The sequence below is a fragment of the Burkholderia sp. BE17 genome, assembly GCF_009362305.1.
Taxonomy (GTDB): domain Bacteria; phylum Pseudomonadota; class Gammaproteobacteria; order Burkholderiales; family Burkholderiaceae; genus Burkholderia; species Burkholderia pyrrocinia_C.
In genome coordinates this window covers 115,894-130,596 of record NZ_WHNU01000019.1, presented here as the reverse complement: position 1 = coordinate 130,596, position 14,703 = coordinate 115,894, and the positions used below count along the sequence as shown (strand labels likewise).

Genomic DNA, 14,703 nt, shown 5'->3' with positions numbered 1-14,703 from the left:
ACGTGCCGCGGAACACGCTAATCTCAGCGCGTTTTGGAATCTGCCGCGCGGCATCCCGTCGATGCCGCGCGGCCGTTTTACCCTTCGGAGTTGCCTTGAGTACGCCAGCCACCGACGACTGGGTCGCGCGCAGCCTGCGCGCGGTCTGGCATCCCTGCACCCAGATGAAGCACCACGAGCGCCTGCCGCTGATCCCGGTCGCGCGCGGCGCGGGCGTGTGGCTGTACGACCGCGACGGCCGTCGCTACTTCGACGCAATCAGCTCGTGGTGGGTCAACCTGTTCGGCCATGCGAACCCGGACATCAACGCGGCGCTGAAGGACCAGCTCGACACGCTCGAGCACGCGATGCTCGCCGGCTGCACGCACGAGCCCGCAATCGAGCTCGCCGAGCGGCTGCACGCGCTCACCGCGCGCACGCTCGGCCATGCGTTTTTCGCGTCGGACGGCGCGTCGGCCGTCGAGATCGCGCTGAAGATGAGCTTCCACGCGTGGCGCAACCGCGGCCGCGCGAACAAGCAGGAATTCGTCTGCGTCGCGAACAGCTATCACGGCGAGACGATCGGCGCGCTCGGCGTGACCGACGTCGCGCTGTTCAAGGATGCGTACGACCCGCTGATCCGCCATGCGCACGTCGTCGCGTCGCCCGATGCGCGCGGCGCGCTGCCGGGCGAGACGGCCGCCGACGTCGCGGGCCGCGCGCTCGCGGACGTGCGGCGCCTGTTCGTCGAACGCGGCGACCGGATCGCCGCGCTGATCGTCGAGCCGCTCGTGCAGTGCGCGGCCGGCATGGCGATGCACGATCCGTCGTACGTGCGCGGACTGCGCGCGCTGTGCGACGAATTCGGCGTGCACCTGATCGCCGACGAGATCGCGGTGGGCTGCGGACGCACCGGCACCTTCTTCGCGTGCGAGCAGGCCGGCGTGTGGCCCGATTTCATGTGCCTGTCGAAAGGCATCAGCGGCGGCTACCTGCCGCTGTCGCTCGTGCTCACGCGCGACGACGTGTTCGCGGCGTTCTACGACGACGACACGACGCGCGGCTTCCTGCACTCGCATTCGTACACCGGCAACCCGCTCGCGTGCCGCGCGGCGGTCGCGACGCTCGACCTGTTCGCGCGCGACGACGTGCTCGCGCAGAACGCGCGCAAGTCGGCCGCGATGCGCGCCGCGCTCGCGCCGCTCGACGCACACCCGCAGGTGCGCCACCTGCGCGAACGCGGCACGCTGTTCGCGTTCGACGTCGCGCTCGACGGCGACGCGGCGCGCGGTTTCTCGCGGCGCTTCTTCGAACGCGCGCTCGAACGCGAGCTGCTGCTGCGCCCGATCGGCACGACCGTGTACCTGATGCCGCCGTACGTGATGAGCGACGACGACATCGCGTGGCTCGCGCAGCGCACGCGCGATACGCTCGACGCAACGCTCGCGGAGATTGCATGACGAAACAGCCCCCCCATCCCCCGGAAGCAGATCCGTCGCGCGAGGCGGCCCGGCGAGAGGCAGCGACGACGCCCCTGCTCGACACGCTGCAGCGCGGCCTCACCGATCTCGACGCGCAAGGGCTGCGCCGCGTGCGCCGCATCGCCGACACCGCGTGCGACGCGCGCATGACCGTCGACGGCCGCGAGATCGTCGGCTTCGCGAGCAACGACTACCTCGGCCTCGCCGCGCACCCGGCGCTCGTCGCCGCGTTCGCCGAAGGCGCGCAGCGCTACGGCTCCGGCAGCGGCGGCTCGCACCTGCTCGGCGGTCATTCGCGCGCACACGCGACGCTCGAGGACGAACTCGCGGGCTTCGCGGGCGGCTTCTGCGACGCGCCGCGCGCGCTGTACTTCAGCACCGGCTACATGGCGAACCTCGCCGCGATGACGGCGCTGACCGGCAAAGGCGCGACGATCTTCTCCGACGCGCTGAACCACGCATCGCTGATCGACGGCATGCGACTGTCGCGCGCGAACGTGCAGGTCTACCCGCATGCGGACACCGCCGCGCTCGCCGCGCTGCTCGAAGCATCGGATGCCGAAACGAAACTGATCGTCAGCGACACCGTGTTCAGCATGGACGGCGACGTCGCGCCGCTCGCCGCACTCGTCGCGCTGGCCGAACGCCACCGCGCATGGCTCGTCGTCGACGACGCGCACGGCTTCGGCGTGCTCGGCCCGCAGGGCCGCGGCGCACTCGCGGCCGCCGCGCTGCGTTCGCCGAATCTCGTGTACGTCGGCACGCTCGGCAAGGCGGCCGGCGTCGCGGGCGCGTTCGTCATCGCGCACGAGACCGTGATCGAATGGCTGATCCAGCGTGCGCGCAGCTACATCTTCACGACAGCCGCGCCGCCGGCCGTCGCGCATGCGGTATCGGCCAGCCTGAAGGTGATCGCGGGCGACGAAGGCGACGCGCGCCGCGCGCATCTCGCCGCGCTGATCGAGCGCACGCGCGCGCTGCTGCGCAACACGCGCTGGCAGCCGGTCGATTCGCACACGGCCGTGCAGCCGCTCGTGATCGGCAGCAACGACGCGACGCTCGCGGCGATGCGCGCGCTCGACGCAAACGGCCTCTGGGTGCCCGCGATCCGGCCGCCGACGGTGCCCGCCGGCACGTCGCGGCTGCGCGTGTCGTTGTCGGCCGCGCATTCGTTCGACGATCTCGCGCGGCTCGAAGCCGCATTGATCGAAGCCAGCGAGGCAGCGAGATGAACCACCCCCAAGCTCACTTGCTTTGCATGGGACCGGAGTACGCGCTAAAGCGCTACTCCGGATCGACACGTTCGCTGCCCCCCGAGGGGGCGGCCGCCGTCCACGGCCGGCTTTGCAAAGCCGGCCGGCTGCGCAGGCGCGGAGCGATGCTCCGCGAATTCCCTGCTACGCCCCTTGGGGCAGCCCGGCGGGAGGCAGCATGACACCCCCGCTCTCGCTCTTCGTCACCGGCACCGACACCGAAATCGGCAAAACCTTCGTGTCGGCCGCGATGCTGCACGGCTTCGCGCGGCACGGCCTGCGCGCGGCCGCGCTGAAGCCGGTCGCGGCCGGCGCGTACGAGCGCGACGGCATCTGGCGCAACGAGGATGCGGACCAGCTCGATGCGGCCGCGAACGTCGTGCTGCCGCCCGAGCTGCGCACGCCGTTCCTGCTGAAAGCACCGGCCGCGCCGCATATCGTCGCCGCTCAGGAAGGCGTGACGCTCGACCTCGACACGATCGTCGCATGCCACCGCGAAGCGCTGACGCGCGCGGACATCGTCGTCGTCGAAGGCGTCGGCGGCTTTCGCGTGCCGCTGAACGACACGCAGGACACAGCCGATCTCGCGGTCGCGCTCGGCCTGCCCGTCGTGCTCGTGGTCGGCGTGCGGCTCGGCTGCATCAGCCACGCGCTGCTGACCGCCGACGCGATTCGCCGACGCGGCCTCACGCTCGCGGGCTGGGTCGCGAACCACGTCGACCCGGCCATGTCGTTCGCCGACGAGAACGTCGCGACGATTCGCGACTGGCTCGCGCGCGAGCATCGCGCGCCGCTGCTCGGCCGCATCGCGCACCTGAGCCCGGCCGCTCCCGAATCTGCCGCGGCGATGCTTAACATCGCCGCGCTCGTCGAGTCGCTGCGCGCCGCGCAGCATTGACCCAACCGCTCCCCCAATCCCGCCCAGGACAGGAAAACGAAATGACCCAAGCCCAGACCGCCGCCGTGCAACCCGACGCGATTCCCGTGGCCGCACCGGCCCCGCAGCGCTGGCGCGTCGCCGACGTCGTCGCGCTGTTCGCTCTGCCGTTCAACGACCTGATCTTCCGCGCGCAGCAGGTGCATCGCGAGCACTTCGATGCCAACGCGGTGCAGCTGTCGACGCTGCTGTCGATCAAGACGGGCGGCTGCGAGGAAGATTGCGGCTACTGCTCGCAGTCGTCGCATCACGATACGGGCCTGAAGGCCGAGAAGCTGATGGACGTCGACACGGTGCTCGACGCCGCGCGCGCGGCGAAGGCGAACGGCGCGAGCCGCTTCTGCATGGGCGCCGCGTGGCGCAACCCGAAGGAGCGCCACATGCCGGCGCTGACCGAAATGGTGCGCGGCGTGAAGGAGCTCGGCCTCGAAACCTGCATGACGCTCGGCATGCTCGAGGACGAACAGGCGCAGCAGCTCGCCGACGCGGGCCTCGACTACTACAACCACAACCTCGACACGTCGCCGGAGTTCTACGGCCAGGTGATCTCGACGCGCACGTACCAGGACCGCCTCGACACGCTCGACCGCGTGCGCGACGCGGGCATCAACGTGTGCTGCGGCGGCATCATCGGGATGGGCGAATCGCGCCGCGAGCGCGCGGGCCTGATCTCGCAGCTCGCGAACCTGAACCCGTATCCGGAATCGGTGCCGATCAACAACCTCGTCGCGATCGAAGGCACGCCGCTCGAAGGCACCGCGCCGCTCGACCCGTTCGAGTTCGTGCGCACGATCGCGGTCGCGCGCATCACGATGCCAAAGGCCGTCGTGCGCCTGTCGGCCGGCCGCGAGCAGCTCGACGACGCGATGCAGGCGATGTGCTTCCTCGCCGGCGCGAACTCGATGTTCTACGGCGACCAGCTGCTGACGACGAGCAACCCGCAGACGCAGCGCGACCGCGCGCTGTTCGAGCGCCTCGGCATCCGCGCGAGCCAGGCCGACGCACTGTCGGACAACGCGTAAGCGAAACGGCGGCCGGCGGGCCGCGCCCGCACACGAAAAAGCCGGGGCGTGCCCCGGCTTTTTTGCATCCGATCGTCTGCACCGCGTCGGTTTTCGCGGCTCGGATCACGGTCTTCGCGACGCGCCTGCGCACGCCATCGAGCGTCACACGTGCGACGCCGCGCCGTCGAGCGCCGCGCGCACCCGCTCGACGAGCTGTGCGTCGACGGGCGCCAGCACCTCGCCGCGCGGCCGCACGCCCGAACCGAAATGCACCGCGCGCACGCCGGTGGCCCGGACGAAATCGCCGACCGCATCGACCGTGAGCCCCGAGCCGGCGAGCACCGTGCACGTCGATCCTTCGGCCTGCCGCACCATCCGCGAAATCGTCGCGGCCGCGTCGAGCACCGACGGATGGCCGCCCGACGTCAGCACGGACGTGACGGCCGGCACGCGCAGCAGCGCGTCGAACGCGGCGTTGAGGTCGCGCGACACGTCGAACGCGCGGTGGAACGTCAGCGCGCGGCCATCCGCGGCGGCGGCGATGCGCGCCAGGGCGCCGAGATCGACGTCGCCGCGCGCGTCGAGCGCGCCGAACACGACGCCGTTCGCGCCGGCCGCGACGGCCGCGCGCACGTCGCGTTCGATCACGCGCAGATCGTCGGCGTCGTAGACGAACGACCGGCTGTGCGGACGCACGATCACGTTGACGGGAATCGGCACGGCGGCCACGACGGCCTCGATCAGGCCAACGCTCGGCGTCAGCCCGCCTTCGGTGATCGCGGTCACGAGTTCGAGGCGGTCGGCGCCCGCGCGGGCCGCGGCCTTCGCATCGCCGACGGTCGTGGCGATCACTTCGAGGAGGACGGAGGAAGCAGCGTTTCGGTTCATCGGCGGCTCGCGATTCGTCATGACAATTCGCGCATCCTAGCCGAGCGGCGCGACGGGCGCCAGCGGGCCGGCCGCCGCGCGTATCAGCCGCGCCGCACGAGCCAGACGCCGGCCAGCGCGGACAACGCCGTCACCACGGCACCGGGCGCGAACCGGAACATCCGCGCGTTCACGTCCACGCCCTGCTGCTGCATCACGTCGACGATCCCGGGCGCCAGCAGCAGCGACGCCCAGCCCATCATCCCGAACGCGGTGGCCGCGGTCGCGACGAGCAGCGCGATGCCCGCGCCCCGCGCACGCGGCCGGAACGCGCCGGCGAATGCGCCCGCGGCGAGGAGCGCGGCCGAAAACGCGAACAGCACGGCGACGAAGACGAGCATCGCCGCCGCATGGCCGACCTTCACGAACGCGACCATCTGCGCGGCGATCACGCACATGCCCGCGATCGTGAACAGCATGACTGCCAGCGCGTTGCGCACAAAGCTCACGCGAGAGCCTGCCGGAAATACGCGGTCGCGGGGCGCCGGAACAGCAGGTAGACGAACAGCGCGAACAGCAGGAAGCCGGGAATCAGCACCGCGAACATCGACGGCGGCATATTGACGAACGAGAACGCGAAGCCGAGCACGGATGTCGCGATATACGCCTTGCGCGACCACTCGCGGCCCTTGAGGATCGCGATGCCGATCACGACGTTCGCGGCTTCGATGATCACGCTGATGCCGAGCGTCGCCCAGACGGGCAGCAGGTAGTGCGACAGCAGCGCCTGGGTGGTCGGCATGCCGATCGAGAACGGCGTATACACGCACGTGATCGCGTTGGTGACGATGATGATCCACGCGAGGATGGTCAGCGAAATCGGTCGTTTCATTATGTTGTCCTTTGATTCGCCGCCATGGTGGCCCCCGGGGCGGCGCGATCGCGGTCACGACGGCCGCGATCGCGCCATTTTCGGGGAAGCACGCGCGGAACGCAACGGCCGGCCCGCGCCGCTGCGTCCCGATCACCGCAACCGCCGCATGCGGTGCGCGCGATGCTAGCCGGCGTCCGCTTCGTCGTCGACCCAGTCGATATCGCCGCACAGCACGCGCTGCGCATCGCCGACGCGCACGGCCACCGACAGCGTCACGCACGGCTGCGCCTCGTTGATCGACAGGTACGGCCGCGTGACCTGCACGCGCCCCGGTTCGGCGATCGCCGAGCGGAAATACGGGCGGCGCAGCCAGTTCGCGCCCTGCGCGTCCGCCAGCGGCGAGAAGCGCGCCTCGCTCAGCGCGCGATCGGCGCGCAGCACGACGTTGCGGCCCGACTGCCGGCCCTGCGCGTCGAGCAGGAAGCAGCGCGCGGCGGCATCGAGCGCGAGGAAGTTCCAGCACACCTCGTCGAGCGTCTCGCCGGCCGCGAGACGTTCGGCCGCGCGCTCGAACGCGCGCAGGTACGGCGCGATTCGCTGCGCGTCGCGCCGCTCGCGCGCTTCGGTCTGCTGACGAAAGCGCTCGGTCAGCTCGCCGATGCAGGCCGTCGCGGCCGCGCTGTCGGGCAGCCCCGGCGCCGGGCGGCCGAAGTAGTAGCCCTGCACGAAATCGGCCTCGCACGACAGCGCGATCTGCGCCTCGTGCTCGGTCTCGATCCCTTCGACGAGCACCAGCTTGCCGGCCTCGTGCAGCAGCGTCACGAGCCCGTGCAGGATCGCGGTGAGCCCCGTGCGGTGCGCCGCGTGCGACAGCATGATGCGGTCGAGCTTCACGATGTCCGGGTTCAGTTGCCAGATCCGCTCGAGGTTCGAATGGCCGGCGCCGAAATCGTCGAGCGCGATCAGGAAGCCGTGCGTGCGGAATTCGCGCACGGCCTCGGCGAGCCGCTCGACGTCGTCCGCACGCTGTTCGAGCACTTCGAGCACGACGCGGCGCGGCGGCATGCCGAGCCGCTTCAGGTTCGCGAGCAGCGCGGCCGCCTGGAACGGGTCGGTGAGCACGCCCGGATGGACGTTGAGAAACAGCCACTCGCGCTCGGCGCCGAACAGCGCGAAGTTTTCGAGATGCAGCGCCTGCGCGAGCCGGTCGAGCTGCAGCAGTTCGCCCTGGCGCGCGGCTTCGCCGAACACGTCGAGCGGCGACACGGGGCGGTCGAGCGCATCGTGCGCGCGCAACAGCGCCTCGTAGCCGACCGCACGCTGGTGCGACAGGCTGAATATCGGCTGGAACACGGTCGTGAGCGTCAGGTCGCGATGCTGCGTCGCCAGACGTTCGAGGCCGGAGCTCATCTCCCGCTCGAACCGGTACGGCGACGCGGCGGCCGGACGCTCCTGTTGCACGATCGTCATGCCTTCCTCCTGGTGAAGCACTCGAACGCGCCGTCCGACGAAACGGACGGCGCGTGCGATGTCATGGTTGGACCCTCGGTTGTCCGGTCGGTGCCGGACGGCTGCCCAGCATCAAGCAAGCTCCGTGCAAGGGGCGAACAACCCATACGCCGCGCGGGTGCGCGGGGCTGCCGCACCAGCGTGGCGCGCATCCGGCGCACCATTTTCGTGCGCACGCACCGGCCGCTCGAGCGCAGCCGTCACAGCGGCACGCTACACTCCGTACGATCGTTTCATTCCCCGTATTCGCCGTATCGATGGAAATCGTCTTCACAGTCCTGATCCTGCTGCTGACCGTCGCACTGTCCGGCGCCGTCACCCGCATCCTGCCGTTGCAACTGCCGCTGCCGCTGATGCAGATCGCGTTCGGTGCAATCCTCGCGTGGCCGAAGTTCAACCTGCACGTCACGTTCGATCCCGAAATCTTCATGCTGCTGTTTATCCCGCCGCTGCTGTTCGCGGACGGCTGGCGGATTCCCAAACGCGAGCTGTACCTGCAGCGCCGCGCGATCCTGATGCTCGCATTCGGGCTCGTATTCATGACGGTACTCGCAGTGGGCTACTTCGCGCATTGGCTGATTCCCGAGTTGCCGCTGCCGATCGCGTTCGCGCTCGCGGCCGTGCTGTCGCCGACCGATGCGGTCGCGCTGTCGGGCATCGCCGGCCGTGGCAGGATCCCGCCGCAACTGATGCACATCCTCGAAGGCGAGGCGCTGATGAACGACGCGTCGGGCCTCGTCGCGCTGAAGTTCGCGATCGCGGCCGCGCTGACCGGCGTGTTCTCGCTGCGCGCCGCGTCGGTCACGTTCGTGATCGTCGCCGCCGGCGGGCTCGCGACGGGCGCGATCGTGTCGTGGGTGTTCAGCGCGCTGTCGACGCGCTTCCTGAACGCCGAGCAGGAAGGCGATCCGGCCCCCGGCATCGTGATGACGCTGCTCGTGCCGTTCGCGGCCTACCTGTTCGCCGAGCACCTCGACCTGTCGGGCGTGCTCGCGGCCGTGTCGGCGGGGATGATGATGAATTACACGAGCTTCTCGCGCAAAAGCACCGTCGCGTCGCGCGTGCGCGCCGAAAGCACGTGGGCGATGATCGAGTTCGTGTTCAACGGCATGGTGTTCATCATGCTCGGGCTGCAGTTGCCGCACATCATCGGCCGCGCGCTCGTCGACGCGCACCATACGAGCGACGCGCTCGTCGGCCGGATGATCTTCAACGTGTGCGCGATGATGATCGCGCTGTATGCGATCCGCTTTCTGTGGGTCTGGCTGCTGCGCTGGATTGCGAGCCGCCGCGCGGCGCGCCAGGGCCTCGCGGGCACGATGGCCGGCGTGCGCACGATCGCGGTGATGACGGTCGGCGGCGTGCGCGGCGCGGTCACGCTCGCCGGCGTGCTGTCGATCCCGGTCGCACTCGCCGACGGCGCGCCGCTACCGGGGCGCGACACCGCGATCTTCGTCGCGTCGGCCGTGATCCTCGGCTCGCTCGTCGTCGCGGTGATCGGCCTGCCGCTGCTGCTGCGCGGCGTGCGCTCGTCGCGCAACCCGCTCGCCGACGAGGAGCGCACCGCGCGCGCGGCCGCCGCGCAGGCCGCGATCCGCGCGATCGACTCGTCGCACGACGCGATCTCGGCCGATCTCGACGAATCGGGCGCCGCGCGCTGCGCGGACATCTCCGCGCGCGTGATGGACCAGTACCGCCGCCGGCTCGCCGCGCTCGCCGAGGACGGCCCCACGCCGCGCGCGGAAGCGAAGCAGAGCGAAACGATGGAACTGCAGATGCGGATCGCCGCGATCCGCGCGGAGCGCTCGGTGCTGTACCGGCTGCGCAGCGACAGCAAGATTTCGGACGAGACGCTGACGAAGCTGATCCGCGAGATCGACCTGTCGGAAACCGCGCTGTCGACGCGCAAGAAAGGCATTCTCTGACGGGCGGCTCGATGCCCGGAAGCAACCACCCATAAAAAAACGGCGACGCCGAAGCGTCGCCGTTTTCACATTCGCCCGCGTTCGCGCTACTTCGCGACGACGACCGGAATCCCCTTCAGCATTCCGGCGCCCTTCATTTCGTCGAGCGCGTGCTGCACGGCCGCGCTCGTCGCCGCGTCGATGCCGAGCTGCAGCGCGAGCTCGCGCTCCGCGCGCTTCACGCCAGCCAGGTTGCGCACCTTCACGTGACCGAAGCCGCGCACGCGGGCGTGCAGGTCGGCCAGCTGCGCGACCTGCACCGCATTGCCGGCTGTCGTCGCGGCGAGCGCACGGGCGAGCGTCGTCTCGTAGTCATCGGCGAGCGCCCGTTCCATCCTGCGCTCGACGGTGCGGCCGAACGGATCGAGCCACGTGCCGCGCAGGCTGCGCACGCGCGCCAGCATGCCGAACACCGGCCACATCCACTGGCCGAACACCCGTTTCTTCGGCACGCCGCCGTCGCGACCGGCCTTCGCGATCGTCGGCGGCGCGAGGTTGAACTTCACGCGATAGGCCTGCCCCGGCACACCTTCGAACTGCGCTTCGAGCGCGGTGCGGAATGCGTCGTCCGTGTAAAGCCGCGCGACCTCGTATTCGTCCTTCACCGCGAGCAGCCGGTAGAACGTCGTCGCGACCGCGCGCGTCAGCGCGTCGTCGCCCTTCGCGGCCGCCGCGTTCACGAGCGCACGGTAGCGCTCGACGTAGCGCGCGCCGCCGTACGCGTCGAGACGCGCTTCGCGATCGGCGATCAGTTCGGCAAGCGTTTCCGGCGCGACCTGTGCGGCCACCGCGTGACGCGCGTTCCACAACGCATCGAGCCCTGCCGCATCGCCGGCCGCCATCCGGCCGATCGAGAACGCGAGCTTGTTCATCGGCACCGCGACGTTGTTCAGCTCGATCGCGCGCATCATCGCGGCGAGCGACACCGGCACGAGGCCGAGCTGCCACGCGTAGCCGAGCATCAGGATGTTCGCGCCGATCGAATCGCCGAGGAACTTCGCGGCGAGCGCCTGCGCGTCGCAGCTCGACAGGTAGCCGTCGCCGGCCGCGTGACGCATCTTCTCGAGCAGCGCGTCCGCATGCAGGTTCGCGTCGGGGTTCTGCACGAACGACGCGTTCGGGATCCGGTGCGTGTTGACGACGATCCGCGAACGCTCGTGACGCACCGTCTGCAGCGCTTCGGCGCTCGCGCCGACGACCATGTCGCACGCGAGCAGCACGTCGGCCTGCTGCGTGTCGATGCGCACCTGGTTCAGCCATCGGTCGTTCGCGGCGATCCGCACGAACGACAGCACCGAGCCGCCCTTCTGCGCGAAGCCCATGAAGTCGAGCACCGATGCGCTCTTGCCTTCGAGGTGCGCGGCCATGCTGATCAGCGCGCCGACCGTCACGACGCCCGTGCCGCCGACGCCCGTCACGAGCATGTCGAACGGCGCCGCATCGAGATGCGTCGCGGGCACCGGCAGCGCGTCGACGCGCGCGGCGAGCGCCGCTTCGTCGAATGCGGCACCCGCGGCCTTCTTCAGCGCCGCGCCTTCGACCGTCACGAAGCTCGGGCAGAAGCCGTTCACGCACGAATAATCCTTGTTGCACGACGACTGGTCGATGCGGCGCTTGCGGCCGAGCGGCGTCTCGAGCGGCTCGACCGACAGGCAGTTCGACTGCACGCCGCAATCGCCGCAGCCTTCGCACACCGCGTCGTTGATGAACAGGCGCTTGTCCGGGTCGGGGAATTCGCCTTTCTTGCGGCGGCGGCGCTTCTCGGCCGCGCAGGTCTGGTCGTAGATCAGCACGGTGACGCCCGGCGTCTCGCGCAACTCGCGCTGCACCGAGTCGAGCTCGCTGCGGTGATGGAACGTCGTGCCCTTCGGGAACAACCCGTGATGGCCGTCGTACTTCTCCGGTTCGTCGGACACGACGACGAAGCGCGACACGCCTTCCGCCTCGACCTGCCGCGCGATCTGCGGCACCGAGATGCTGCCGTCGACCGGCTGGCCGCCCGTCATCGCGACCGCATCGTTGTAGAGGATCTTGTACGTGATGTTCGCTTTCGCGGCGACCGCCTGGCGGATCGCGAGGATGCCCGAGTGGAAGTAGGTGCCGTCGCCGAGGTTCTGGAACACGTGCTTCGTGTTGGTGAACATCGCGTGCGCGGCCCAGTCGACGCCCTCGCCGCCCATCTGGATCAGCCCCGTCGTGTCGCGCTCCATCCACGACGCCATGAAGTGGCAGCCGATGCCGGCCTGCGCGATCGAGCCTTCCGGCACCTTCGTCGACGTGTTGTGCGGGCAGCCCGAGCAGAAATACGGCGTGCGCTTCACCGCGTCGGCCTCGTTCGACAGGATCTGCGGCGCGACGAGATCGACGACGCGTTCGCGGCGGTCGAGCGCCGGCTTGTGCCGCGCGAGCCATTCGGCGAACACCGGCAGGATGCGCGACGGGCGCAGCTCGCCGAGTTCGGACAGCAGGCAGGCGCCTTGCGCGTCGTGCTTGCCGAGCACGCGCGGGCGCGAGCCTTCCGTGCGGTTGTACAGGTAGTCCTTGATCTGTTGCTCGATGACCGGGCCCTTCTCCTCGATCACGAGCACTTCGGCGAGCCCGTCGACGAAGGTCTCGATACGCGTCATCTCGAGCGGATACGACAGGCCGACCTTGTAGATCCGCACGCCGGCCGCGTCGAGATCCGCCACCGTCAGGTCGAGACGGCGCAGCGCTTCCATCAGGTCGAGGTGCGCCTTGCCGCAGGTGACGATACCGACGTTCGCCTGCGCGCTAGGCGCGATCCACTTGTCGATACTGTTGGTGCGCGCAAAATGGCGCACCGCGTCGAGCTTCGCGGCGAGGCGCGCCTCGATCGTGAGGCTCGGCAGGTCGGGCCAGCGGTTGTGCAGGCCGCCCGCCGGCGGCGTGAAGCCGGCCGGTGCCGGCCACTGCGTCTGCAGCGCGTCGAGGTCGACGGTCGAACCCGACTCGACCGTTTCCGAGATCGCCTTGAAGCCGACCCAGGCGCCCGAGTAGCGCGACAGCGCCCAGCCGTACAGGCCGAATTCGAGCATGTCGGCGATGTTCGCCGGGTTCACGACCGGCATGTGCCACGCGATCATCGCGAAGTCGCTCTGGTGCGGCATCGACGACGACACGCAGCCATGGTCGTCGCCCGCGACGACCAGCACGCCGCCGTGCGGCGACGAACCGTAAGCGTTGCCGTGCTTCAGCGCGTCGCCGGCGCGATCGACGCCCGGGCCCTTGCCGTACCACATCGCATACACGCCCTCGACCGTACGCTCGGGATCGGCCTCGACACGCTGCGTGCCGAGCACGGCCGTGCCGCCGAGTTCCTCGTTGATTGCGGGCAGGAAGCGCACGCCGCTGCCGTCGAGCAGTTTCTTCGCCTTCCACAACTGCTGGTCGACCATGCCGAGCGGCGAGCCGCGGTAGCCGCTGACGAAGCCGGCCGTGTTGAGCCCCTGTTCGGTGTCGACCGTGCGCTGCATCAGCATCAGGCGGACCAGCGCTTGCGTGCCGGTCAGGAAGATCCGGCCGCGCGTCGCGGTCAGGTTGTCGGTCAGGCGGTAGTCGGACAGGGCAGGCGTGCCGTCGATGGGCAAGCGGGCGGTCATGGGGGATGTCTCCTGATTGTGCTGTTCTGTTCTAGGCTGCGCGGCGGGGCGTCGGGCGACGTGTGGGCGCCGGCAGCGAATGCCTCTATTTTTTCGCGCGCAGACGAGAATGTTTTTTCTCTTCTTGCTCGGGCGGGCCCGTAGCGAGAAAAACTGCGCAGCTTTTTACCGGGATTTGAGAGAGTTTTCGCGCGCGGTGCTGGAGCAGGATTGGCGGGGTGTCGGGACGGCCGGGTGGGTTGCCGGAACAACCGGTGCCGGTCCGCAGGCAACCGGCCGGCGCGGCGGCGGGGCTCGCGCCCCGTGTGACAAGGGATTCGGCGGTCCGAGGCGGTCACCCTCACCATTGGAATGCACAGCCTTCCGATTGGTCGGGGGCGCGGGATGTCCACAATCCCGCACCCTTCGGCCGATCGGGCTCGCGCGCTCACCGTTCGAATGCACAGCGTTTCGAGTGGCGTCGGGGCCGGGATATCCACGTCCGTGATCGGTATCCGGTTCGCTCGGGCGCCGACGCTCACCGTTGAAATTCACAGCGTGCCAAGTGGGTTTCGACGGTGGATATCCACATCGGCATCGGCTGATTTCGTCGATCCGCGATTCACCCTCACCGATCGAATAAACAGGATCGCGAGTGGGTTCGCCGGCCGGATAATCACACCGGAGCACGCACGATGGGTAATCGCAGGCCCGCACTCACCGTTGAAAACCACAGGGCTTCGAGTGACTGCGGTGGTAGTTGTCCACCGCCCGGTTCGGCTCTGCCGTCCGGTCTCGTGTGCCCCCTCACCGTTGAGAATCACAGCGCGTCGAGTGACTGCGGTGGTCGTTGTCCACCGTCCGAACTGCCTCTGTCGTCCGGTCTCAAGCGTATCCTTTCCGTTGAAAATCGCAGCGCTTCCACAGCGCTTCGAGTGGCTGCGGTGGAAGTTGTCCACGCCCGAACCGGCTCTGCCGACCGGTCTCGCACGCACCCTCACCGTTGAGAATCACAGCGCGTCGAGTGGCTGCGATGGTAGTTGTCCACGCCCGAACCGGCTCTGCCGACCGGTCTCGCGCGCACCCTCACCGTTGAAAACCACAGCGCTTCGAGTGGCTGCGGTGGTAGTTGTCCACGCCCGAACCGGCTCTGCTGACCGGTCCCGCACGCACCCTCACCGTTGAGAATCACAGCGCTTCGACTGGCCTGGAGAGGCGGATATCCACATGGACGCG

Annotated in this window: 10 protein-coding genes; 5 read left to right on the top strand and 5 right to left on the bottom strand. The window is 69.4% G+C overall.

Going from position 1 to position 14,703, the window contains the following annotated elements; genetic code table 11:
- Window positions 1-95 precede the first annotated feature (95 nt).
- From bioA to bioB, 4 genes are all read left to right on the top strand, one after another.
- Window positions 96-1,439, top strand: coding sequence for an adenosylmethionine--8-amino-7-oxononanoate transaminase (gene bioA / locus GD429_RS18205; RefSeq protein ID WP_152858600.1), 1,344 nt, complete (start codon window positions 96-98; stop codon window positions 1,437-1,439).
- On the top strand, window positions 1,436-2,692 hold the full coding sequence (bioF, locus tag GD429_RS18200; protein ID WP_227791677.1) for an 8-amino-7-oxononanoate synthase: 1,257 nt from the start codon (window positions 1,436-1,438) through the stop codon (window positions 2,690-2,692). Before bioA ends, bioF begins: the two co-directional genes overlap by 4 nt.
- Before the next feature lie 199 nt (window positions 2,693-2,891).
- On the top strand, window positions 2,892-3,611 hold the full coding sequence (gene bioD, locus GD429_RS18195; protein WP_152858597.1) for a dethiobiotin synthase: 720 nt from the start codon (window positions 2,892-2,894) through the stop codon (window positions 3,609-3,611).
- 41 nt (window positions 3,612-3,652) lie between these two features.
- Complete coding sequence (gene bioB, locus GD429_RS18190) at window positions 3,653-4,672, top strand: biotin synthase BioB (protein ID WP_034179184.1); 1,020 nt, start codon at window positions 3,653-3,655, stop codon at window positions 4,670-4,672.
- Between the two features lie 144 nt (window positions 4,673-4,816).
- Here the strand turns inward: bioB and GD429_RS18185 are convergent, their stop codons facing one another.
- From GD429_RS18185 to GD429_RS18170, 4 genes are all read right to left on the bottom strand, one after another.
- Window positions 4,817-5,542, bottom strand: coding sequence for a copper homeostasis protein CutC (locus tag GD429_RS18185; protein ID WP_152858594.1), 726 nt, complete (start codon window positions 5,540-5,542; stop codon window positions 4,817-4,819).
- Window positions 5,543-5,625: 83 nt separating this feature from the next.
- Window positions 5,626-6,030, bottom strand: coding sequence for a hypothetical protein (locus GD429_RS18180; RefSeq protein ID WP_321574691.1), 405 nt, complete (start codon window positions 6,028-6,030; stop codon window positions 5,626-5,628).
- Window positions 6,027-6,413, bottom strand: a complete 387-nt coding sequence (locus tag GD429_RS18175) for a hypothetical protein (protein ID WP_152858592.1) — start codon at window positions 6,411-6,413, stop codon at window positions 6,027-6,029. The genes GD429_RS18180 and GD429_RS18175 overlap by 4 nt, the downstream gene beginning before the upstream one ends.
- A gap of 165 nt (window positions 6,414-6,578) precedes the next feature.
- Window positions 6,579-7,865 carry an EAL domain-containing protein gene (locus GD429_RS18170; protein WP_034179193.1) on the bottom strand — a complete coding sequence of 429 codons (1,287 nt, stop codon included), beginning with the start codon at window positions 7,863-7,865 and terminating at the stop codon, window positions 6,579-6,581.
- Window positions 7,866-8,161: 296 nt separating this feature from the next.
- On the opposite strand from GD429_RS18170, the gene GD429_RS18165 reads away from it, so the two are divergent.
- Window positions 8,162-9,829 (top strand): Na+/H+ antiporter, encoded by a 1,668-nt coding sequence (locus GD429_RS18165; protein ID WP_152858589.1) that lies wholly within the window; start codon window positions 8,162-8,164, stop codon window positions 9,827-9,829.
- A gap of 86 nt (window positions 9,830-9,915) precedes the next feature.
- Here GD429_RS18165 and GD429_RS18160 read toward each other — a convergent pair whose 3' ends face one another.
- Entirely contained in the window at window positions 9,916-13,488 is a 3,573-nt protein-coding gene (locus tag GD429_RS18160; protein ID WP_152858586.1) for an indolepyruvate ferredoxin oxidoreductase family protein, read from the bottom strand.
- Between the last annotated feature and the right edge of the window lie 1,215 nt (window positions 13,489-14,703).

Coding starts and splice junctions, on each gene's coding strand:
- bioF (WP_227791677.1), top strand. CDS start 1,436: ATGACGAAACAGCCCCCCCATCCCCCGGAAGCAGATCCGTCGCGCGAG.
- bioD (WP_152858597.1), top strand. CDS start 2,892: ATGACACCCCCGCTCTCGCTCTTCGTCACCGGCACCGACACCGAAATC.
- bioB (WP_034179184.1), top strand. CDS start 3,653: ATGACCCAAGCCCAGACCGCCGCCGTGCAACCCGACGCGATTCCCGTG.
- GD429_RS18185 (WP_152858594.1), bottom strand. CDS start 5,542: ATGAACCGAAACGCTGCTTCCTCCGTCCTCCTCGAAGTGATCGCCACG.
- GD429_RS18175 (WP_152858592.1), bottom strand. CDS start 6,413: ATGAAACGACCGATTTCGCTGACCATCCTCGCGTGGATCATCATCGTC.
- GD429_RS18170 (WP_034179193.1), bottom strand. CDS start 7,865: ATGACGATCGTGCAACAGGAGCGTCCGGCCGCCGCGTCGCCGTACCGG.
- GD429_RS18165 (WP_152858589.1), top strand. CDS start 8,162: ATGGAAATCGTCTTCACAGTCCTGATCCTGCTGCTGACCGTCGCACTG.
- GD429_RS18160 (WP_152858586.1), bottom strand. CDS start 13,488: ATGACCGCCCGCTTGCCCATCGACGGCACGCCTGCCCTGTCCGACTAC.